The sequence below is a fragment of the Terrihabitans soli genome, from assembly GCF_014191545.1.
Lineage (GTDB): Bacteria > Pseudomonadota > Alphaproteobacteria > Rhizobiales > Methylopilaceae > Flaviflagellibacter > Flaviflagellibacter soli.
In genome coordinates this window covers 1,395,414-1,414,586 of sequence record NZ_AP023361.1, presented here as the reverse complement: position 1 = coordinate 1,414,586, position 19,173 = coordinate 1,395,414, and the positions used below count along the sequence as shown (strand labels likewise).

At 61.8% G+C, this 19,173-nt stretch carries 19 protein-coding genes and 3 tRNA genes; 4 read left to right on the top strand and 18 right to left on the bottom strand.

The window, feature by feature from the left end:
* From IZ6_RS07425 to IZ6_RS07365, 13 genes are all read right to left on the bottom strand, one after another.
* Complete coding sequence (locus IZ6_RS07425; protein WP_222877350.1) at positions 1-570, bottom strand: NuoB/complex I 20 kDa subunit family protein; 570 nt, start codon at positions 568-570, stop codon at positions 1-3.
* Complete coding sequence (locus tag IZ6_RS07420; protein ID WP_222877349.1) at positions 561-926, bottom strand: NADH-quinone oxidoreductase subunit A; 366 nt, start codon at positions 924-926, stop codon at positions 561-563. Before IZ6_RS07420 ends, IZ6_RS07425 begins: the two co-directional genes overlap by 10 nt.
* Before the next feature lie 300 nt (positions 927-1,226).
* Positions 1,227-1,472 (bottom strand): DUF2188 domain-containing protein, encoded by a 246-nt coding sequence (locus IZ6_RS07415; protein ID WP_222877348.1) that lies wholly within the window; start codon positions 1,470-1,472, stop codon positions 1,227-1,229.
* Positions 1,473-1,521: 49 nt separating this feature from the next.
* On the bottom strand, positions 1,522-2,319 hold the full coding sequence (locus tag IZ6_RS07410) for a capsular polysaccharide synthesis protein (RefSeq protein WP_222877347.1): 798 nt from the start codon (positions 2,317-2,319) through the stop codon (positions 1,522-1,524).
* Positions 2,320-2,345: 26 nt separating this feature from the next.
* Positions 2,346-2,422 (bottom strand) — tRNA-Asp (locus IZ6_RS07405).
* A gap of 168 nt (positions 2,423-2,590) precedes the next feature.
* A tRNA-Val gene (locus IZ6_RS07400) sits at positions 2,591-2,666 on the bottom strand.
* Between the two features lie 60 nt (positions 2,667-2,726).
* Complete coding sequence (locus IZ6_RS07395) at positions 2,727-3,002, bottom strand: HU family DNA-binding protein (protein WP_222877346.1); 276 nt, start codon at positions 3,000-3,002, stop codon at positions 2,727-2,729.
* Between the two features lie 205 nt (positions 3,003-3,207).
* Positions 3,208-5,628 carry an endopeptidase La gene (gene lon / locus IZ6_RS07390; RefSeq protein ID WP_222877571.1) on the bottom strand — a complete coding sequence of 807 codons (2,421 nt, stop codon included), beginning with the start codon at positions 5,626-5,628 and terminating at the stop codon, positions 3,208-3,210.
* A gap of 235 nt (positions 5,629-5,863) precedes the next feature.
* Positions 5,864-7,129, bottom strand: coding sequence for an ATP-dependent Clp protease ATP-binding subunit ClpX (clpX, locus tag IZ6_RS07385; protein ID WP_222877345.1), 1,266 nt, complete (start codon positions 7,127-7,129; stop codon positions 5,864-5,866).
* 303 nt (positions 7,130-7,432) lie between these two features.
* Positions 7,433-8,080 (bottom strand): ATP-dependent Clp endopeptidase proteolytic subunit ClpP, encoded by a 648-nt coding sequence (gene clpP / locus IZ6_RS07380; RefSeq protein WP_222877344.1) that lies wholly within the window; start codon positions 8,078-8,080, stop codon positions 7,433-7,435.
* A gap of 23 nt (positions 8,081-8,103) precedes the next feature.
* A complete protein-coding gene (tig, locus tag IZ6_RS07375; RefSeq protein WP_222877343.1) occupies positions 8,104-9,453 on the bottom strand; it encodes a trigger factor in 1,350 nt (449 codons plus the stop codon).
* A gap of 73 nt (positions 9,454-9,526) precedes the next feature.
* Positions 9,527-9,611: transfer RNA gene (locus IZ6_RS07370), tRNA-Leu, on the bottom strand.
* A gap of 78 nt (positions 9,612-9,689) precedes the next feature.
* The gene (locus IZ6_RS07365) at positions 9,690-10,217 is read right to left on the bottom strand and encodes a DUF1993 domain-containing protein (protein ID WP_222877342.1); all 528 of its coding nucleotides are present in this window, start codon (positions 10,215-10,217) and stop codon (positions 9,690-9,692) included.
* Positions 10,218-10,251: 34 nt separating this feature from the next.
* Between IZ6_RS07365 and ada the strand changes: the two genes are divergently transcribed.
* The gene (gene ada, locus IZ6_RS07360; RefSeq protein WP_275943667.1) at positions 10,252-11,379 is read left to right on the top strand and encodes a bifunctional DNA-binding transcriptional regulator/O6-methylguanine-DNA methyltransferase Ada; all 1,128 of its coding nucleotides are present in this window, start codon (positions 10,252-10,254) and stop codon (positions 11,377-11,379) included.
* Here ada and IZ6_RS07355 read toward each other — a convergent pair whose 3' ends face one another.
* Genes IZ6_RS07355 through IZ6_RS07345 form a run of 3 tightly spaced genes read right to left on the bottom strand, consistent with a single transcriptional unit; the run spans position 11,380 to position 13,560 of the window.
* The gene (locus IZ6_RS07355) at positions 11,380-12,126 is read right to left on the bottom strand and encodes a ferredoxin reductase (protein ID WP_420825580.1); all 747 of its coding nucleotides are present in this window, start codon (positions 12,124-12,126) and stop codon (positions 11,380-11,382) included.
* The gene (locus IZ6_RS07350; RefSeq protein ID WP_222877340.1) at positions 12,123-12,731 is read right to left on the bottom strand and encodes a sulfite oxidase-like oxidoreductase; all 609 of its coding nucleotides are present in this window, start codon (positions 12,729-12,731) and stop codon (positions 12,123-12,125) included. The genes IZ6_RS07355 and IZ6_RS07350 overlap by 4 nt, the downstream gene beginning before the upstream one ends.
* Positions 12,732-12,777: 46 nt before the next feature.
* Positions 12,778-13,560, bottom strand: coding sequence for an alpha/beta hydrolase (locus IZ6_RS07345; RefSeq protein ID WP_222877339.1), 783 nt, complete (start codon positions 13,558-13,560; stop codon positions 12,778-12,780).
* A gap of 93 nt (positions 13,561-13,653) precedes the next feature.
* Here IZ6_RS07345 and IZ6_RS07340 point away from each other — a divergent pair, with 93 nt between their 5' ends.
* Positions 13,654-14,868 carry a multicopper oxidase family protein gene (locus tag IZ6_RS07340; protein WP_222877338.1) on the top strand — a complete coding sequence of 405 codons (1,215 nt, stop codon included), beginning with the start codon at positions 13,654-13,656 and terminating at the stop codon, positions 14,866-14,868.
* Here the strand turns inward: IZ6_RS07340 and IZ6_RS07335 are convergent, their stop codons facing one another.
* Complete coding sequence (locus tag IZ6_RS07335; protein WP_222877569.1) at positions 14,869-16,338, bottom strand: NAD(P)H-hydrate dehydratase; 1,470 nt, start codon at positions 16,336-16,338, stop codon at positions 14,869-14,871.
* Positions 16,338-16,715, bottom strand: a complete 378-nt coding sequence (locus IZ6_RS07330; protein WP_222877337.1) for a VOC family protein — start codon at positions 16,713-16,715, stop codon at positions 16,338-16,340. Before IZ6_RS07330 ends, IZ6_RS07335 begins: the two co-directional genes overlap by 1 nt.
* Positions 16,716-16,986: 271 nt before the next feature.
* Here IZ6_RS07330 and IZ6_RS07325 point away from each other — a divergent pair, with 271 nt between their 5' ends.
* Together IZ6_RS07325 and glnA are read left to right on the top strand one after the other, a co-directional pair.
* Entirely contained in the window at positions 16,987-17,325 is a 339-nt protein-coding gene (locus IZ6_RS07325; RefSeq protein ID WP_222877336.1) for a P-II family nitrogen regulator, read from the top strand.
* Positions 17,326-17,404: 79 nt separating this feature from the next.
* Positions 17,405-18,814, top strand: coding sequence for a type I glutamate--ammonia ligase (gene glnA, locus IZ6_RS07320; RefSeq protein ID WP_222877568.1), 1,410 nt, complete (start codon positions 17,405-17,407; stop codon positions 18,812-18,814).
* Positions 18,815-19,173 lie beyond the last annotated feature (359 nt).

The following is a 19,173-nucleotide window of genomic DNA, read 5'->3' as shown; positions in this document are numbered from 1 at the left end:
TCAGCGCTCGATCGTGCCGGTACGGCGGATCTTCTTCTGCAGGAGCATCACGCCGTAGAGCAGCGCCTCGGCCGAAGGCGGGCAGCCCGGCACATAGACGTCGACCGGCACGACGCGATCGCAGCCGCGCACCACCGAATAGGAATAGTGATAATAGCCGCCGCCATTGGCGCAGGAGCCCATGGAGATGACGTAGCGGGGTTCCGGCATCTGATCGTAGATCTTGCGGAAAGCCGGAGCCATTTTGTTGCAGAGCGTGCCGGCGACGATGATGCAGTCCGACTGGCGCGGGCTGGCGCGCGGCGCAAAGCCGAAGCGCTCGGCGTCGTAGCGCGGCATGGACAGATGGATCATTTCGACCGCGCAGCACGCAAGACCGAAGGTCATCCACATCAAGGAGCCGGTGCGCGCCCAGGTGATGAGGTCTTCCGTCGAGGTGACGATGAAGCCCTTGTCGGCGAGCTCGGCATTGATCTGCGAAACGAACGGATCGTTCGTCATGACGCGGCCTTCGGACGGACCGACGGCTGCGGGCACGCCGGCTGTGCCGGAAGTCTGGCTCAATCCCATTCGAGCGCGCCCTTCTTCCATTCATAGACGAAGCCCACGGTCAGGACTCCGAGGAACACCATCATCGACCAGAAGCCGACGGCACCGATGTCGCGGAAGGCCACCGCCCAAGGAAACAGGAACGCGACTTCAAGGTCGAAGATAATAAAGAGGATGGCGACGAGGTAGAACCGTACGTCGAACTTCATGCGCGCATCGTCGAAGGCGACGAAGCCGCATTCGTAGGCGGAGAGCTTTTCAGCGTCGGGGCTTTTATAGGCAACGAGGAACGGCGCAACGAGCAGCACGATCCCGATAACGGCAGCGACGCCGATGAAAATTGCCAGAGGCAAGTAGTCCGCAAGCAGAGCGTTCATGACCAACGCCTTCGATTGGGACCCTTGCGGGCCCCACCCCTCCTAGCCGATTCTCCGCGTCTTGAGGGCCGGGCGGCCGTGACGATTATTTGGAAAACCGCCTGCAAATCTTGGGTGCGGCGGCACAAATCGGCAGGCCCTGAACTAGCCCAACGGCATGCGCCGAACAAGCCAAACCGGAATTATAAAAGGTCCAAATCCGGCTTAATTCGACAATATGTGGCGACACGTCGCGGAATTCGCTCATCGGCTGATCGACGGCGTCAATTGAGGCGGGTTTGGCGGGAAACGCGCTGCGGACTAGCTCTTGTCCTCGACTTCGGCGTCCGGCCGGTCGCTGCCGCGGGCTGTCTCGGTCCGCCAATTGCCCTCGCGGTCCTGATACTCGATGACAGCGGTGTCGCCCGGCGTCTCCTGCTCGCGCGCGGCTCTATGCGCCGCATCCGCCGCCTGCTTGTGCGTCCGGAAGGTCTCGGAGAAGACGTCGCCCAGCTTGTAGGCCCAGCCCCCGTCGTGCTCGACGACCCTATAGATGACTTCCGGCATGCGCGTTCCTCCGTTGGGGAAGAAACGATAAGCCCGAAAGACGGTTCCGTCAGATGGCGGATGTCTCCAGCCGGGAAACGGCCCAATCGTAGAAGCTGCCGGAGGCGGGCTTTGCGTCCACCAGCGCCGAACTTTTGCGGGCGAAATGAATGCCGATCACACCCGGATGATCGAGAAGCTCCCGGCCGAACGCCGGATCATAGAGGCGTAGGCAGGCTTTGCCGTTCCAGTAGTAGAATGTCTCCTTCGGTGCCGCCTGATCGATGAAGCTATGGCGCTGCGCCAGCCGGGTAATGCCGTCATTCGCGTAGATCGTGATGCCGGCCTGCGATGGCGTCAGCTCTTTGCCGAGCGCCCTGAACCAGAGGGGCCTCAAGACGCGCCGGCGGAAACCCAGCCAGTTCGGCAGCAACGCGCGCCCGGCCAGAAAGTCCTCGAGATGGCGTTCGAACTCGCCGATCACGGGGCAATCACGGGGAAAATAGAGCGCCGAAACACCGAGACGGTGTCCGTCCTCCCAGGCGAGGAACGGCTTTGCGGGATCGGGGATAAAGGGCTTCAACAGATAGATATCGGTATCGAGCCAGATGCCTCTTCCGTCCCGCATGAGCATGACGCGGAAGAAGTCGCTGAGCTGGCCGACCGTCCAAACGCCCCGGTCAACCAGAGAGAGCAGATTTTCGGGAAGAACGTCGCGGGCGTCTTCCAGGATGACGCCCTTGGGCGCATCCGGCACCGGACCGTAGCTGAACAGGCGGACGGTATGTCCGGCATGCAGCATCGATCTTACGCAGAGGCGGTCGATGGACCGAAGCGGACCCCTCATCCAGAACAGACAAATGTCCATTGGGAGCCGCACAGGGAGCGAGGAAATGGCGGGAGTGACGGGGCTCGAACCCGCGACCTTCGGCGTGACAGGCCGACGCTCTAACCAACTGAGCTACACCCCCGGAGGAGCCGCTAAAGCCGCTCCGAAGAGGGCCGTGACCTACGACACGCCCCTCCCCAAGTCAACGGAAACAGGCCCCCTTTGGGACAAGAAACGCCGGACCCCAGGCCTTAAGGCGGTAGGGCCCGGAATAAGGAAACGCCGGCCTTTCGGCCGGCGCCTTAATCTCTGGTGGGCGGTGACGGGATCGAACCGCCGACATCCTGCGTGTAAAGCAGGCGCTCTACCGGCTGAGCTAACCGCCCCTATCCGTTATTGCGGGAGCTTTATGGGCGATTTTATATCCGCGCAAGCTCAGCCCTGCCTCAGCGGTTAATCGCATCCTTCAGCACCTGGCCGGCGCGAAACTTCGGCGTCTTCGACGCCGGAATCTTGATCGCCTGTCCGGTTCGCAGATTGCGGCCGACGCCCGCCGCCCGCTTCACCACCTGGAATGTACCAAAACCGACAAGGCGCACATCGGCGCCCTGTTTCAATTGATCGACAATGGAATCGATCGTCGCTTCGACAGCCGCCGAAGCCTGAGACCGGCTGAGCCCCGCTTTATCCGCGACAGCCGCGATCAGATCGGACTTGTTCATTGTGCCTCCGCATCATTCGAAATTCCTCCGGCGGCCCCAACACCGGAAACCGGCAAACTTCCGCGAAACGTTTCCAAACGCAAGGAAATCCGGACGAAGTGATTCGGTCCTTGCGCGTTGTGTTGCGCTCGAAGCACAGAACGCGCCAACAAAAAGGCCCGCGCGAAGCGGGCCTTTTCAACTCGTCCGAAACTGCGCGTTGATTTCAGTGCGCAGTGAGACCGGGAACTTCGCCGTCTTCGATCTTCGGAAGCGGCTCAGCTTCTTCTTCCCATTCGATCGCTTCGGGCTGACGCACGAGCGCATGCCTGAGCACTTCGTCCATGTGCGTCACGGGAATGATGTTCAGCCCGCTCTTCACATTGTCCGGAATGTCCGCGAGATCCTTCGCGTTCTCTTCGGGGATCAAGACCGTCTTGATGCCGCCGCGCAGAGCCGCGAGCAGTTTCTCTTTCAGACCGCCGATCGGCAGCACGCGGCCGCGCAGCGTCACCTCGCCGGTCATCGCAACTTCGCGATGGACCGGAATTCCGGTGAGCACCGACACGATCGCCGTCGCCATCGCAACACCGGCGGACGGACCGTCCTTCGGCGTGGCGCCTTCCGGCACGTGAACGTGGATGTCGCGCTTCTCGAAGATCGGCGGTTTGACGCCGATGCTGAGCGAACGCGACCGCACATAGGACGCAGCCGCGGAGATCGATTCCTTCATCACGTCGCGCAGATTGCCGGTGACCGTCATGCGGCCCTTGCCCGGCATCATCAGCCCTTCGATCGTCAGAAGCTCGCCGCCGACTTCGGTCCAGGCAAGGCCTGTCACGACGCCGACCTGATCTTCGAGTTCCGCCTCGCCGTAACGATGCTTCGGAACGCCGAGATAGGTTTCGAGGTTCGAGGCCTCGACCTTGACGCTCTTCTTCTTCGAGGAGACGAGCTCCTTCACCGCTTTGCGGATGAGCGTTGCCATCTCGCGTTCGAGATTGCGCACGCCCGCCTCGCGGGTGTAGCGGCGGATGACGGTGCGAAGCGCCTCATCGTCGATCGACCATTCCTTCTTGTCGACGCCGTGTTTCTTCAGCGTCTCCGGAATGAGGTGACGGCGCGCGATTTCGACCTTCTCATCTTCCGTGTAACCGGCGATGCGGATGATCTCCATGCGGTCCATCAGGGCCGGCGGGATGTTGAGCGTGTTCGCCGTCGTGATGAACATCACGTTCGAGAGGTCGTAATCGACTTCGAGGTAATGATCGTTGAACGTCGAGTTCTGCTCCGGATCGAGCACTTCGAGAAGTGCCGCTGCCGGATCGCCGCGGAAATCCATGCCCATCTTGTCGATCTCGTCGAGCAGGAAGAGCGGATTGGCCTTCTTCGCCTTGCGCATCGACTGCACGACCTTGCCCGGCATGGAGCCGATATAGGTCCGGCGATGGCCGCGGATCTCGGCCTCGTCGCGCACGCCGCCGAGCGACATGCGGACATATTCACGTCCGGTCGCCTTGGCGATCGATTTGGCAAGCGAGGTCTTGCCGACGCCGGGAGGACCGACGAGGCACAGGATCGGGCCCGCGAGCTTGTTCACACGGCTCTGCACCGCGAGATACTCGACGATGCGCTCCTTGACCTTGTCGAGGCCGAAGTGATCGCTGTTCAGCACGTCTTCGGCGAACGAGAGGTCTTTGCGGACCTTCGATTTGACGCCCCACGGAATGCCGAGCAGCCAGTCGAGATAGTTGCGCACGACCGTCGCTTCCGCCGACATCGGCGACATCTGCTTCAGCTTCTTCAGCTCGTTGGTCGCCTTTTCGCGGGCTTCCTTCGACAGCTTGGTCGTCTTGATCTTCTCTTCGAGTTCGGCGGTGTCGTCGCGGCCTTCTTCGCCGTCGCCGAGCTCCTTCTGGATCGCCTTCATCTGCTCGTTGAGATAATACTCGCGCTGCGTCTTCTCCATCTGGCGCTTGACGCGCGTACGGATGCGCTTCTCGACCTGGAGAACGGAGATTTCGCTTTCCATGAGACCAAGCACGCGCTCAAGACGCTCAACGACGTTGAGCAGTTCGAGGATCGCCTGCTTCTCGGGAATCTTCACCGACAGATGCGAAGCGATCGAGTCGGCAAGTTTCGACGCGTCCTCGATCTGCGTGACTGCGGTCACGACTTCGGACGCGATCTTCTTGTTGAGCTTCACATAGCTCTCGAACTCGTTGACGACCGAGCGGGCAAGCGCCGCCGTCTCGACGCCTTCCGCTTGCGCGTCGTCGAGCGTTTCGGCTTCCGCCTCGTAGAAATCTTCACGGCCGTTGTAGTTCTTGACGCGCGCGCGGCCGAGGCCCTCGACCAGCACCTTCACGGTGCCGTCGGGAAGCTTCAGAAGCTGCAGCACGGTCGCCAGCGTGCCGATCTTGTAGATCGCTTCCGGCGCCGGATCGTCATCGGCCGGGTTGAGCTGCGTTGCCAGCAGGATCGGTTTGTCCTGCTTCATCACCGCCTCAAGAGCGCGGATCGACTTCTCGCGCCCTACGAAGAGCGGCACGATCATATGCGGGAACACAACAATGTCGCGCAGCGGCAGGACGGGATAAACGTCGCTTTCACCGGCCAGAGGCGTGCGGACCTTGGGATTGCTCATCATACTTCCTTTCCGGACGCCGCCCCGAAGGCACGGCGCCGATTGCCAGCGGCACGATCGGTCTGCGTGATTAAGCGCGCACGGGATCGCATGTGGCGGGAGGCCGTCCCGGGGATACCGGGACGGTCAAACAACTGGGGAATAAGGTGGTCCCCGGACGCAACGCTTTCAAGATAGGCAAACCCGTTACGGGGTAGCCTAAGGAACCGGCTATGGCGGGCCGGTTCTGCATGCATCAGGCGCTGGCCTCGGACTTATCCGAACCCGTATCGGAATATACGTAGAGCGGCTTGGCCTTGCCCTCGACGACCTCATCGGAAATGACGATCTCGTCGACGCCTTCAAGGCCCGGCAGGTCGTACATCGTATCGAGCAGAATCGCTTCGAGGATCGAACGCAGGCCGCGCGCGCCGGTCTTGCGCTGGATCGCCTTGCGGGCGATGGCGCCAAGAGCCTCGTCCTGCATGGAGAGCTCGACGCCCTCCATTTCGAACAGACGCTGATACTGTTTGACGAGCGCATTCTTCGGCTCGAGCAGAATCTTCTTGAGCGCGCTCTCGTCGAGATCTTCGAGCGTTGCGATCACCGGCAGACGGCCGACGAATTCGGGAATGAGGCCGAACTTCAGAAGATCTTCCGGCTCGACTTCGCGGAACACTTCGCCGGTGCGGCGATCTTCCGGAGCGGAGACCTTCGCGCCGAAGCCGATCGAGGTGCCTTTGCCGCGCGCCGAGATGATGCGCTCAAGGCCGGCGAACGCGCCGCCGCAGATGAAGAGGATGTTCGTCGTATCGACCTGCAGGAATTCCTGCTGCGGATGCTTGCGGCCGCCCTGCGGAGGCACGGAGGCGACAGTGCCTTCCATGATCTTGAGCAGAGCCTGCTGCACGCCCTCGCCCGACACGTCGCGCGTGATCGACGGATTGTCGGACTTGCGCGAGATCTTGTCGATTTCGTCGATGTAGACGATGCCGCGCTGCGCGCGCTCGACATTGTAGTCGGCCGACTGCAGCAGCTTCAGAATGATGTTCTCGACGTCTTCGCCGACATAGCCGGCTTCGGTGAGCGTCGTTGCATCCGCCATCGTGAACGGAACGTCGAGGATGCGGGCGAGCGTCTGCGCAAGCAGCGTCTTGCCCGAACCCGTCGGACCGACGAGCAGGATGTTGGATTTGGCCAGTTCGACGTCGTTGTGCTTCGTCGCGTGGTTGAGGCGCTTGTAGTGATTGTGCACCGCGACCGACAGGACCTTCTTCGCCTGATCCTGACCGATGACATAGTCATCGAGGACCTTGCGGATTTCCTTCGGCGTCGGAACGCCGTCGCGCGACTTCACGAGCGAGGATTTGTTCTCCTCGCGGATGATGTCCATGCAGAGCTCGACGCATTCATCGCAGATGAACACCGTCGGGCCCGCAATTAGCTTGCGAACCTCGTGTTGGCTCTTGCCGCAGAACGAGCAGTAGAGCGTGTTCTTCGAGTCGCTGCCGGCCTTGCTCATTGTCCTACTTTCCTTGCCGTTCGGCCCCGGCTTCGAGAGCCAAGACTCAAGAAGCCTAAAACCGTCAGCCTAACAATGTGTGTAGCGGTATCCCCGTATCCCCGGATGCCGCTGCCGAATGAACCCCTGGCCCGTCCCTAGGACTCACCCCGAATGTGACCATGTGAAGACGGGTTAGATCAACCCGTGGACCCGGGGTAGGGTTACCGACTGTGGCTGCAAGTAGCGCGCCAGACACAGTTTTCGCCCGGCATACCTCGGGCGCTGTGCGCCCAGAGGTCGCAGGTCCTTAACAGGTCCCTATCAGGCGGCCTGGATTTTCGCAGCGCCCTCTCCGTCCAAAGGACGGGTTTCGAGGACCTGGTCAATGATTCCGAAATCCTTCGCCTGATCCGCCGACATGAAATGGTCGCGGTCGAGCGTGGTTTCGATCTTCTCGTAGGGCTGGCCGGTGTGCTTGACGTAGATCTCGTTCAAGCGGCGCTTCAACTTCACGATGTCTTCGGCATGGCGCTCGATGTCCGAGGCCTGGCCGCGGAAACCGCCCGACGGCTGGTGGACCATCACGCGGGCGTTCGGCGTCGCAAAGCGCATACCCTTCTCGCCCGCCGTCAGAAGCAGCGAGCCCATCGAGGCCGCCTGGCCGACGCACAGCGTCGACACTTTCGGCCGGATGTATTGCATCGTGTCGTAGATCGCGAGACCCGACGTCACCACCCCGCCCGGCGAGTTGATGTACATCGAGATTTCCTTGTTGGGATTGTCCGCTTCAAGGAACAGCAGCTGCGCCACAACCAGCGAGGACATGCCGTCTTCGACGGGACCCGTCAGGAAGATGATGCGCTCTTTCAGAAGGCGCGAGAAAATGTCGAACGCACGCTCGCCGCGGCTCGTCTGCTCGACGACCATCGGCACCAGATTCATGTAGGTTTCAAGCGGACTACGTTCCATCTTCTTCTCAGCTCCTGCGGCCCTTAGGCCGCCTTATCGTCGTCGGGATCGGCGAACAGTTCTTCCTTGGTGACCTTCTTCTCGGTGACCTTGGCGAGTTCGACGATGTAATCGACCACTTTCTCTTCGAAGATCGGCGCGCGGAGTTCAGCCAGCGCTTCCGGGTTCTTCTGATAGAATTCCCAAACCATTTGTTCCTGGCCGGGGAATTGGCGGGCACGATCGACGACGGCTTTGGTCACCTCGTCGTTCGTGACCTGGATATCGTTCTTCTCCCCGATCTCTGCAAGGAGCAGCCCGAGTCGTACACGACGTTCTGAAATCGTGCGGTATTCGGCCTTGAGCTGGTCGTCGGTCTTGCCCTCGCGAACCTTGTCGCCGCCGCTCGCAAGTTCCTTTTCCACCTGCGACCAGATCTGGGCGAATTCCTGTTCGACCAGGGTCGGCGGCAGGTCAAACTTGTGGGTTGCGTCCAGCGCATCGAGCAGCGAGCGCTTCAGGCGCTGGCGCGAGGCCTGTTTGTAGCCCGAGCCGATCTGGTCCTTCACCGCCTCTTTCAGCTTGTCGACACTCTCCATGCCGAGCTTCTTGGCGAGTTCATCGTCGATCGCGGCATTGTTCGCCCCGGCGACTTCCTTCACCGTCACGGCGAAGACGGCATCCTTCCCGGCAAGATCGGTCGCGCGGTAATCGGCCGGGAAACCGACCTTCACATCCTTCTTGTCGCCGGCTTTGACGCCGACGAGCTGTTCCTCGAAGCCCGGGATGAACTGGCCCGAGCCGAGAATGAGCGGATGGTCCTCGCCCTTGCCGCCGTCGAATTCGACGCCGTCGATCGAGCCGACGAAATCGATGGTCACCTTGTCCTTCAGTTCGGCCTTGCCGTCCTTGGGCTCATAGGTGGCGTTCTGGGTAGCAAGGCGCGTCAGCGTCTCATTGACCTCATCGTCCTGAATGTCGGCAACCGGCTTTTCGACCGACAGGCTCTTGAGGTCGCCGATCTTGATCTCCGGCAGAACTTCGACCGCGACCGTATAGGTCAGGTCGGCCTTGCCCTCGACGACCTTCTCGACTTCGCTCTCTTCTTCCGGCAGCGACACTTTCGGCTGCATCGCGAGCTTCACTTTATTGTCGTCGACGATCTTGCGGTTCGCCTCCGTCATCAGCTCCTGCAGAATCTCGCCGAACACCGAGCGGCCGTAGACGCGCTTCAGATGCGCGGCCGGCACCTTGCCCGGACGGAAACCGTTGATCTTGACCTTGGTCTTGATCTCTTCAAGGCGGTTCGCGATGCGTCCATCCAGATCCTTGGCGGGGACGGTGATGCGATATTCGCGCTTCAGGCCCTCGGAGAGGGTTTCTGTGACCTGCATAGCTTTTTTCTTCCGGATCAGGCGGATCCGCCAAGCGGATCGCGCGTCTTTGAAATCTCAACGATGGGCCGGGTGGTGCGGGCGGAGGGACTCGAACCCCCACGACTTTCGCCACTGGAACCTAAATCCAGCGCGTCTACCAGTTCCGCCACGCCCGCGCCGGGCGCCGCCCCCCTGGTGGGGGAGCGGGGCGTCTATAGCATGGGCTAGCCGCTTCGCACCCGAAAAATGGGTTCTCAAGCCCCCTTTTTGGAGCCCCCGACATCGCCCAGATAGTCCATCTTGCCGATCTGGACGCCCTTATGGCGCAGGATCGCGTAGGCCGTGGTGACGTGGAAATAGAAGTTCGGCAAAGCAAATTTCTGAAAATAGTCCTGACCGGACAGTTCATAGGAGGTCCGGCGGGTATTCAGGGTGACCGTCCTGCCTTCCGCGCCCTCAAAGGCCTTCGGATCGAGGTCCTTTAAATAAGAGACGGTCTTGGCGATCCGCTGGCGCAGTTCCGGCAGGGTCTTCTCGTCGTCCGGAAAGCCCGGAATCTCGGTCCCGGTCAGGCGGGCGCCTGCCCCTTTGGCCGCATCGCTCGCCCGCTGGATCTGGCTGCGCAGCGGGTCCATGTCCTCGACCAGCCGTGTCTCGACCAGCTCGGTGCCGTCGATCCCCTTCTCCTTCGCAAACTCCTCGCCCTTCACGAGAATGGCGTCGAGATTTTCGAGGGCGCGGATGAAGGCCGGCACGGAAGCGTCGTAGATGGCGATGGGCATAAGGTTCTTTCCTCGGGGAAGATCGCGCTGAGATATGAGCCGCCAGTTTGAAAGCAAGGAGCGGAGTGCGATCCTTGGTCCGAAGGACTACATCCGCCCTATGAACATCACGTCCGCCCTCCCCGCAGATCAGGACCCGCGCTGGCAGAGCGTCATTGCCCGCGACCGGAGCGCGGACGGGAGCTTCTTCTTTTCGGTCGCCTCCACGGGGATCTATTGCCGGCCCTCCTGCCCGGCGCGGCGACCGAAGCCCGAAAACGTCCGATTCTTTGCCAGCGCCAAAAGCGCCGAGGCCGCGGGCTTTCGCGCCTGCAAACGCTGCCGCCCGGAACGGCCGGAAAGCTGGCAGCAGAACAGCGAGATCATCGCGCAGATGTGCCGGCTGATCGAAAGCGCCGACGACATTCCGGATCTCGATGCGCTGGCGAAAAAAGCGGGCTTCAGCCCCTATCATTTCCATCGCCTGTTCAAGGCGGCAACCGGCGTCACGCCGCGTAATTACGCACTGGCGCATCGGGCAAAACGTTTGCGCGAAGGGCTGACACAGGGCGCAAGCGTCACCGATGCCATTTATGGCGCCGGCTATGGCTCGGCGAGCCGCTTCTATGAGACTTCAGACAGGGTGCTCGGCATGAAACCGACCGAATACCGCTCCGGCGGCATTAACACCGAGATCCGCTATGCGATGGGCAATTCATCGCTCGGCAAGATCCTCGTTGCGCAGACCGAACGCGGCGTCTGCGCGATCTTCCTTGACGACGATGCCGACGCGATGGTGACCGAACTGAAACGGCGTTTCCCGAAAGCAAACATTTCGGCCGGCGGCGCAGACTTCAAGGACGTCGTCGCCAAAGTCGTGGCCTTTGCGGAAAAGCCGAACAGCGCGCTCGACCTGCCGCTCGATCTGCAGGGCACCGCCTTCCAGCAGCGCGTCTGGAATGCGCTGCGCGAGATTCCGCCCGGCGAGACGCGCACCTATGGCGAGATCGCAAAGAAAATCGGCAAGCCCGATGCGGTGCGCGCGGTCGGCACCGCCTGCGGCGCAAATCACGTCTCGCTTGCCGTGCCGTGCCACCGCGTTGTGGGGATCACGGGCGCGCTCACTGGCTATCGCTGGGGCGTTCAGCGCAAGAAGACGCTGCTGGAGCGTGAGAAAAAGTAATCAGCCGCCGTAGCGTTCGGTGCGGATCGCCCCTTCCGCAACGCCCGCCGCCATCACCGCGCCGGACGCCGCGCCGACAAACGCGTTCGAACCGCAGATATAGACGTGCGCCGGCAGTGCGGGCAGCCTCATAAGTGTCTCCATCACCATCGCGCTATCGATCCGCCGCGCATGAACGCCGTCGCGTTTTTCGACATCGCGCGTCAGCGTGAAGACGCAGTCGAACCCGTCGCGCTTTCCGTTCAACTCAAGAAGCTCGTCGCGAAAGATGACCTCGCTCCAATTGCGCGCCGAATAGAGCATCGCCATCGGAACAGGCACGCCGGACGCCGCACGGTGCCGCGCCATGGACATCAGCGGCACGATGCCCGAACCGCCGCCGATCAACAGGATCGGACCGGGATCGTCGATCCTCCAGATGAAATGCCCGCCGAGCGGACCGCGCAGTTCGATCTCATCGCCCGCCGCCGCGACCATGTGGAAGAAGGGCGAGACTTCGCCGCCTTCGAGTTCTTCGATGCAGAGTTCGATCCGGTCCGGCCCGCTTTCGGGCGCCTGCGCCATCGAATAGCCGCGCTGCGCCTGATAGCCGTCGGGCGCGGTCAGACGCACATCGACATGCTGTCCCGCTTTCGTCGTGAAAGGCTCGGACAGTTTCAGAAAGAAGGAAGAGACGCGCGGCGTCTGCGGAACGATCTTTTCGATCGTCGCGGTCTGCCAGCGCAGCGGAGGCGCTGCGTTCACTATGGATCGCCCGTGTAGCGTTGTTCGCGCCAGGGATCGCCATAGGCGTGATAGCCGCGCAGTTCCCAGAAGCCGAGCTCGTCCTTTTCGGTGAACTGCAGCGCGTTCACCCATTTCGCCGACTTCCAGAAATAAAGATGCGGCACGAGAAGCCGTGCCGGCCCGCCATGATCGGGCGGAAGCGGCTTGCCCTCGTAGAGCGTCGCGATCATCGCCTTGCCGGCGATGAGATCGGCCGTCGGTACATTGGTGGAATAGCCGTCATAGGAATGGGCGAGCGTATAGCCCGTCGGCGGCTCGACGCCGGCATCGGCGAGGATGTCGTCGATCAGAACGCCCTGCCAGGCGGTATCGAGTTTCGACCAGGTGGTCACGCAATGGATGTCGCGCGTCAGCTTCGTCTGCGGTAGTTCGTGAAACTGGTCCCAGCCCCAGACCTTCACGGGCTTGGGACCGATCTTGAGCGTGAACTTCCATTGCACGGTCTCAATCCGCGGCGTCGGCCCGGCCGATAAAACCGGGAAATCCTTCGTCAGCGCCTGTCCCGGCGGGATGCGATTGGCGAGAGCCGGGTCCTGCTGCCGCCCGAAAAATCCGCGCGTTGCCATGTCGATAGCCTCCAGCCTTAACCGCAGCACAGAATGCCGCCTGCGGCTAGCCCTTCCGAAGGTTAGCTTCCGCCCAGGAGAGGCAGGTATCCGCCACCTCTTCCCAGCCGGGTTCGCCGCACAGGAAGTGCGAACGCCCTTCGAAGAAATGATAATCGGTTTTGTTCGGGTTCTTCGACTGCGCCCGGAAGTTCTGCTTCACCATCGAGATCGCAACGATGCGGTCGAACTCCGCGGCCGTCAGCAGAAGCGGCGCACGATTGGGGTTCTTCCAGTCAACGCCCGTACCGATGCCGAGCGCGCCGTCATAATAGATGCGGCCCGGCGTCGGCACGATGTAGCGCTCATAGGCGGCGCGCTGTTCGGAGGCCGGCAGCTTGTTGGCGAAATTGGTGCAGAACGCATCGAAACTCATCGTCAGAACGCGCTTCCAGCCGTTCCACGCAGTGAACACCGGCAGCGCCGAAATCAGCGTCCGCGGAGCGACGAGAATCCAGCGCGGCGCACCGGGCGAGATCGCAACACCCGCCGCGCCGAGATTGCGCTGCAGCAGAAGCTGGGTGATCAGGCCGCCGAAGGAGTGCCCCATGATGATCGGGTTCTCAGGCAGGGTTTTGATGAAGGCTTCATAATGGTCGACGATCTCGGCGACCGTCAGCTTGGCAAGACGCGGATCGGAAGATTTCTGCAGCTCTTCAACCGGCCGCTCGTCATAGGGCCAAGACGGCGCATGAACGGCGTAGCCCTTGGCTTCGAAACGGCTCTTGAATTTCTCCCAAGCCAGGCCCGTGAGCCAGGCGCCATGGATCAGCACAATCGTCTTGGACATCGAACTTCCCCCTAACCTCAGGCGACACTAGCAAGAATTCTGCCTTGCCGCGTGACGAAAGCTTTATCCTTCCGGCCTGATATGATCCCAACCATGACTTTTTCGCCTGCCCTCACCCGCCGTGGTTTCGTTCTCGGTGCGGCTGCACTTTATGCGGCGCGTCCGGCACACGCACAGGCGCCGCTCGTTCTGCGCGCGGAAAAAGCCGACCTTCCCCTAGGACAGGCAACGCTCTCAACGCCGGCCTTCAACACTTTGAGCGCGGGGCCCTTGATCGAAATCGAACAGGGCAAGCCCTTTGCGCTGAAGATCGAAAACAGGCTCGATTTCGAATTTCATTTCCGGCCGCAGGGCCTGCGCGGCAAAGCGGTTGAAGGCGCGATCGAGGCGATCAAACCCGGCGAGACGCGCGACATCACCATCACCCCGCCCGATGCCGGCAGTTTCGTTTATCGCGCCGGCAGCGAAGGCGGTCTGAACATCACGCAGACCATTCTTCTCGCCGGCCCCCTGATCGTGCGTGCTGAGCAGCCGCGCATCGCCGACAGCGAAATCATCCTCGCTTTGAATGCTTTCACCGTGCCCGGCGCGGACGAGACGTCGGGAGCCTTGCGCATCGTCACCGTGAACGGATCGCCGGGCCTCGAGGCGACGGCGCGCCCGGGTGAGCGCATACGTCTTCGCGTCGTCAATCTCGCGCAGGAAGGCCTCGGCGCGCTGCGCGTGCCGAAAGAGGCGCAGATCGTTGCGCTCGACGGCCAGCCCTGCGAACCCTTTCCGCCGTTCGACGGAGCGCTGGTTGTCGGCCCTCTCGGCCGCGCCGATCTTCTGATCGACGCGCCGAACGCGAGCGGCACGAAACTTGAGCTCGTCGATCATTTCGATCCGGCGCATGTGCTGGTCTCGATCGCCATCGCCGGCGACAAAATGGGCGATCGTTTTCTGGCAAAGCAACTTCCCGACAATCGCGGCCTGCCGAAGGAAATGCCGTTCCAGCGCGCCGAACGCTTCACCTGGAAGCCGCTTGAGGCGCCGCCGGATATGAGCGTCAAACGCGGCGCGAGCGTCATCGTCACCTTCGAGAACAATACAACGCCGCACGCGCTGCTTCTGGAAGGGCACAGCGCGCGCCTCCTCGATGCGATGGATGACGGCTGGAAGCCGTGGTGGAACGACAGCATTCTTCTGCCGCCCGACGAGACGCAACGCTTTGCGTTCGTGCCGGATGCGCCGGGCCGCTTTGCGCTCGATCTCATTCCGCTGGAAGGCAATGGCGCACCGACGCGCGCGATCATCGACGTTGCCTGATCAGACGCCGTAGAGTTCGCGCAGAACCGGCATCAGGGCTTCCGGCAAATCCTCGGCGATCAATCCCGGCCCGACATGGCGCGCCGCTTCGCCATGCATCCACACAGCGGCGCAGGCGGCCTCAAAACCGGGCATGGACTGCGCAAGAAGTCCGAGCACGATTCCGGCAAGAACATCGCCCGCGCCCGCGGTTGCAAGCCAGGGCGGCGCATTGTCGGAAATCGCCGCGCGTCCGTCGGGCGCGGCAATCACCGTATCGGCGCCCTTAAAGACGATGATGGCGCCAGATAGCTTCGCCGCTTCGCGGGCGCGCTCGAGCTTTGACGGCACCGATTGATGGATCTGCCCGAACAGGCGCTTGAACTCGCCCTCATGCGGCGTCAGTACGACCGGCGCGGCGTTTTCCCGGATGGCCGTGAACAGAGCACGCGGCTGCGTCTCGAAACTCGTCAGCGCATCCGCATCGAGCACGGTCGCGCGTTTTGATGCCAGCGCCGTTCGCACGAGATCGCGCGTCGGATTGCCGATGCCGGCGCCCGGCCCGACGAGAAGCGCGTTGCGGCGCTCGTCCTCCAGCAGATTTGAAAACTCCTCAGGCCCCGCCATCGGGCGAACGATCACCGCTTCGAGCGCCGTCTGATAGATGGACAGAACATCGGGATTTGCGGCGAGCGTGACGACGCCTGCACCGCTTCTGAGGGCCGCGCGGGCGGCAAGGCGCGCAGCGCCCGTCATTTCCGAACCGGCCGCGATGAGCGCATGGCCGCGCGTATATTTATGGCTGGTGCCATCCGGGCGCGGGAAAAACGCGTCCCACAGCGCGCGGCGGTTCAAAAACGCCCTGGTCATCATCTTTTCCAGCAGCGCATCCGAAATGCCGATGGGCGCGAGATGTTTTTCACCGCAGAGCGCGCGGCCGGGCAGCAGCACATGGCCGGGCTTGTAACGGAAGAAGGTGATGGTGGCAGCCGCCCGGATGGCGGCGCCGCGCACAAGTCCGTTATCTCCGTCGACGCCGGATGGAATGTCGACGGCGAGCACCGGTTTCTCGAAGGCGTTGACGGCTTCGATGACGGCTTTCGCCTCGCCCTCGACATCCCGCGACAGACCGGCGCCGTAGAGCGCGTCGATGATGAGGCCGCAGCCGATAAGAAGCGCCTGATCGAAGCTGCGCACCTCGCCCTTCCAGCGATTGCGCGCCTCTGCGGCATCGCCCCTGAGATCACCGCCTAGGGCGGCAAGGCGCACCTCATAGCCGCGCTCGGATAACAGCCGCGCCGCCACATAGCCGTCGCCGCCATTATTACCGCGGCCGCAGATCACGAGCACCGGCCCCGGCGACGGACACATCGAAGCTGCAAGATCGGCGACCGCCGATCCCGCCATCTCGATCCGGTCGATGCCCGGCACGCCGCCTGCGATCGACACCTCATCGACCGTTGCCATTTCACCGCGGGTCAGAAGCTCGATCACGCCTGATATTCCGAAAACTCGATGAGATTGCCGTCCGGGTCCCGGACATAGATGGAGGTGATGGGGCCGATGGCGCCGGTGCGGGCGACAGGCCCCTCCTCGACTGCAATACCGGAGGCCGCGATCTTCTCGGCCGTCTCCTCCAGACTGCGGACGATGAAGCAGAGATCGGCCGCCCCGAGCGTCGGCCGCGCCGCTTTCGGGTGATAGGGCCCCTCAAGCTCATGGAGATTGATCTTCTGGTCGCCGAAAGCGAGCGCCGTGCGCCCATCGCCGAAGGTCACCGGCTGAAATCCGAGGCCTGCATAAAAGGCGGAGGTTGCCGGAATCGAGGCCACCGTCAGAACGAGGTGATCGAGACGCAGGACGCGCATAAAGCGAGGAAACCACCCCCTGCGCGCAGGCGCAATGCGTTTCCCGCCGGGGTACACTGCTCAATCCGCAAGCATGGGGGCCAAGCTTTTGTTCATTTTTCTGCCCATCGAATAGGCAAACGCATAGGATTTAAGCTAGTGTCGGTGGCCGACCGCGGCCTTCAAAGCCCGCCGCCTGCAGCGTAAAAGGGATTCCGGCCACCCGACCCACTGGCATGATTGCTGCTTTTAGCCGGTCGGTCGCTCCGGCGTACCAGGAGACAGGGAAATTATGAAAAAGATCGAGGCCGTCATCAAACCGTTCAAGCTCGACGAAGTGAAGGAAGCGCTGCAACAGGTGGGCGTACAAGGCATTACGGTCATTGAAGCCAAGGGCTTCGGACGCCAGAAGGGCCACACCGAACTCTATCGCGGCGCCGAATACGTCGTCGACTTTCTGCCCAAGGTGAAGATCGAAGTGGTGCTCGGCGACGACATGGTCGAAGCCGCCATTGACGCCATTCGCAAAGCAGCCCAGACGGGCCGCATCGGCGACGGCAAGATTTTCGTCTCCAGCATTGAAGACGTCATTCGTATCCGGACCGGCGAGACCGGCGCGGACGCGATCTAAAACATCCCGCCTATGGCGCGGCGGCCGCCGCGCAGACCAACACACGAAATATCGCAGACAGGGGACTAAAAAAATGGCGATGAAGACTGGAAAGGACGTTCTCAAGTTCATTGAGGACAACGACGTAAAATACGTCGACCTGCGTTTCACCGACCCGAAGGGCAAGTGGCAGCACGTCACGTTCGACCTTGAACTGGTCGATGACGAGTTCTTCTCGGAAGGCCAGATGTTCGACGGCTCCTCGATTGCCGGCTGGAAGGCCATCAACGAGTCCGACATGCTCCTGATGCCGGTTCCGGAAACTGCAACGCTCGATCCGTTCTATGCGGCTTCGACCCTGTCGATCGTCTGCAACGTCCTCGAGCCGGCGACGGGCGAGCCCTATGGCCGCGATCCGCGCGGCATCGCGCTGAAGGCTGAAGCCTATGTGAAGTCGACGGGCGTGGGCGACACGATCTCGTTCGGCCCGGAAGCCGAATTCTTCATCTTCGACGACGTCAAATTCTCGGCGACGCCGTACAATACGGGCTTCAAGCTCGACCAGGTCGAACTGCCCTATAATTCCGACAGCGACTACGAAAGCGGCAATCTCGGCTACCGCGTTCCAACCAAGGGCGGCTATTTCCCCGTCCCCCCGGTCGACTCGGGCCAGGACATCCGCGGCGAGATGCTCGCGGCTATCGCCGCCATGGGCGTCAAGGTCGAAAAACACCATCACGAAGTCGCCTCCGCGCAGCACGAACTCGGCATGAAGTTCGACACTCTGACGCTGATGGCCGACCAGATGATGATCTACAAATACTGCATCCACTCGGTCGCGCATTCGTTCGGCAAATCGGCGACGTTCATGCCGAAGCCGGTTTACGGCGATAACGGCTCGGGCATGCACTGCCATCAGTCGATCTGGAAGGGCGGCAAGCCGCTGTTCGCGGGCGACAAATATGCCGGCCTCTCGCAGGAATGCCTTTGGTATATCGGCGGCGTGATCAAGCACGCGAAGGCGATCAACGCCTTCACCAATCCGACGACGAACTCCTACAAGCGTCTCGTCCCGGGCTTCGAGGCTCCGGTGCTCCTCGCCTATTCGGCGCGCAACCGCTCCGCTTCGTGCCGCATTCCGTGGACGAACTCGCCGAAGGCCAAGCGCGTCGAAGTGCGCTTCCCCGATCCGCTGGCGAACCCCTATCTCGCTTTCGCGGCTCTCGCGATGGCGGGCATGGACGGCATCACCAACAAGATCGATCCGGGCGGTCCGATGGACAAGGATCTGTACGATCTGCCGGCCGAAGAGCTGAAGACGATCCCGACCGTTGCGGGCTCGCTGCGCGAAGCGCTCGACAACCTCGACAAGGACCGCGGCTTCCTGAAGGCCGGCGGCGTGTTCACCGACGACTTCATCGACAGCTATATCGAGCTGAAGATGGCCGAAGTCATCCGCTTCGAACACACGCCGCACCCGGTCGAGTTCGACATGTACTACTCGATGTAATCCATCGGGTTGGGGGACTGGGAAAGGCCGGAGCCGAAAGCTCCGGCCTTTTTATTTGGCACCTTGCCCAACCGGGCAACAGCCGAACTGGGGCGCTCACATTTTTTTGAGAATGCGATTTGCACCTTTGCAATCAGCAACTAGCAAGGATGTCCTCAGAGCTGCTTTTTTCACGTTCCGTTTTGCGTTGACGCACGGCCCAAGCGGACGCAGACTTCGAACTGTCAAAAAGCAGTGGAGGCTAAAACAATGACTCCCCCGCAGCAGGCCAAGGCCGCTTGAAGGATCGTTCGAAGCGATATCCTCAGACGGTAAATTCGACAATTCAACCGCAACACCGTATGGACAGTTTCAGTGCG

What these genes read in the sequence shown, in the direction of transcription:
- IZ6_RS07425 (WP_222877350.1), bottom strand. Translation starts at nt 570, where the DNA reads ATGGGATTGAGCCAGACTTCCGGCACAGCCGGCGTGCCCGCAGCCGTC.
- IZ6_RS07420 (WP_222877349.1), bottom strand. Translation starts at nt 926, where the DNA reads ATGAACGCTCTGCTTGCGGACTACTTGCCTCTGGCAATTTTCATCGGC.
- IZ6_RS07415 (WP_222877348.1), bottom strand. Translation starts at nt 1,472, where the DNA reads ATGCCGGAAGTCATCTATAGGGTCGTCGAGCACGACGGGGGCTGGGCC.
- IZ6_RS07410 (WP_222877347.1), bottom strand. Translation starts at nt 2,319, where the DNA reads ATGGACATTTGTCTGTTCTGGATGAGGGGTCCGCTTCGGTCCATCGAC.
- IZ6_RS07395 (WP_222877346.1), bottom strand. Translation starts at nt 3,002, where the DNA reads ATGAACAAGTCCGATCTGATCGCGGCTGTCGCGGATAAAGCGGGGCTC.
- lon (WP_222877571.1), bottom strand. Translation starts at nt 5,628, where the DNA reads ATGAGCAATCCCAAGGTCCGCACGCCTCTGGCCGGTGAAAGCGACGTT.
- clpX (WP_222877345.1), bottom strand. Translation starts at nt 7,129, where the DNA reads ATGAGCAAGGCCGGCAGCGACTCGAAGAACACGCTCTACTGCTCGTTC.
- clpP (WP_222877344.1), bottom strand. Translation starts at nt 8,080, where the DNA reads ATGGAACGTAGTCCGCTTGAAACCTACATGAATCTGGTGCCGATGGTC.
- tig (WP_222877343.1), bottom strand. Translation starts at nt 9,453, where the DNA reads ATGCAGGTCACAGAAACCCTCTCCGAGGGCCTGAAGCGCGAATATCGC.
- IZ6_RS07365 (WP_222877342.1), bottom strand. Translation starts at nt 10,217, where the DNA reads ATGCCCATCGCCATCTACGACGCTTCCGTGCCGGCCTTCATCCGCGCC.
- ada (WP_275943667.1), top strand. Translation starts at nt 10,252, where the DNA reads ATGAGCCGCCAGTTTGAAAGCAAGGAGCGGAGTGCGATCCTTGGTCCG.
- IZ6_RS07350 (WP_222877340.1), bottom strand. Translation starts at nt 12,731, where the DNA reads ATGGCAACGCGCGGATTTTTCGGGCGGCAGCAGGACCCGGCTCTCGCC.
- IZ6_RS07345 (WP_222877339.1), bottom strand. Translation starts at nt 13,560, where the DNA reads ATGTCCAAGACGATTGTGCTGATCCATGGCGCCTGGCTCACGGGCCTG.
- IZ6_RS07340 (WP_222877338.1), top strand. Translation starts at nt 13,654, where the DNA reads ATGACTTTTTCGCCTGCCCTCACCCGCCGTGGTTTCGTTCTCGGTGCG.
- IZ6_RS07330 (WP_222877337.1), bottom strand. Translation starts at nt 16,715, where the DNA reads ATGCGCGTCCTGCGTCTCGATCACCTCGTTCTGACGGTGGCCTCGATT.
- IZ6_RS07325 (WP_222877336.1), top strand. Translation starts at nt 16,987, where the DNA reads ATGAAAAAGATCGAGGCCGTCATCAAACCGTTCAAGCTCGACGAAGTG.
- glnA (WP_222877568.1), top strand. Translation starts at nt 17,405, where the DNA reads ATGAAGACTGGAAAGGACGTTCTCAAGTTCATTGAGGACAACGACGTA.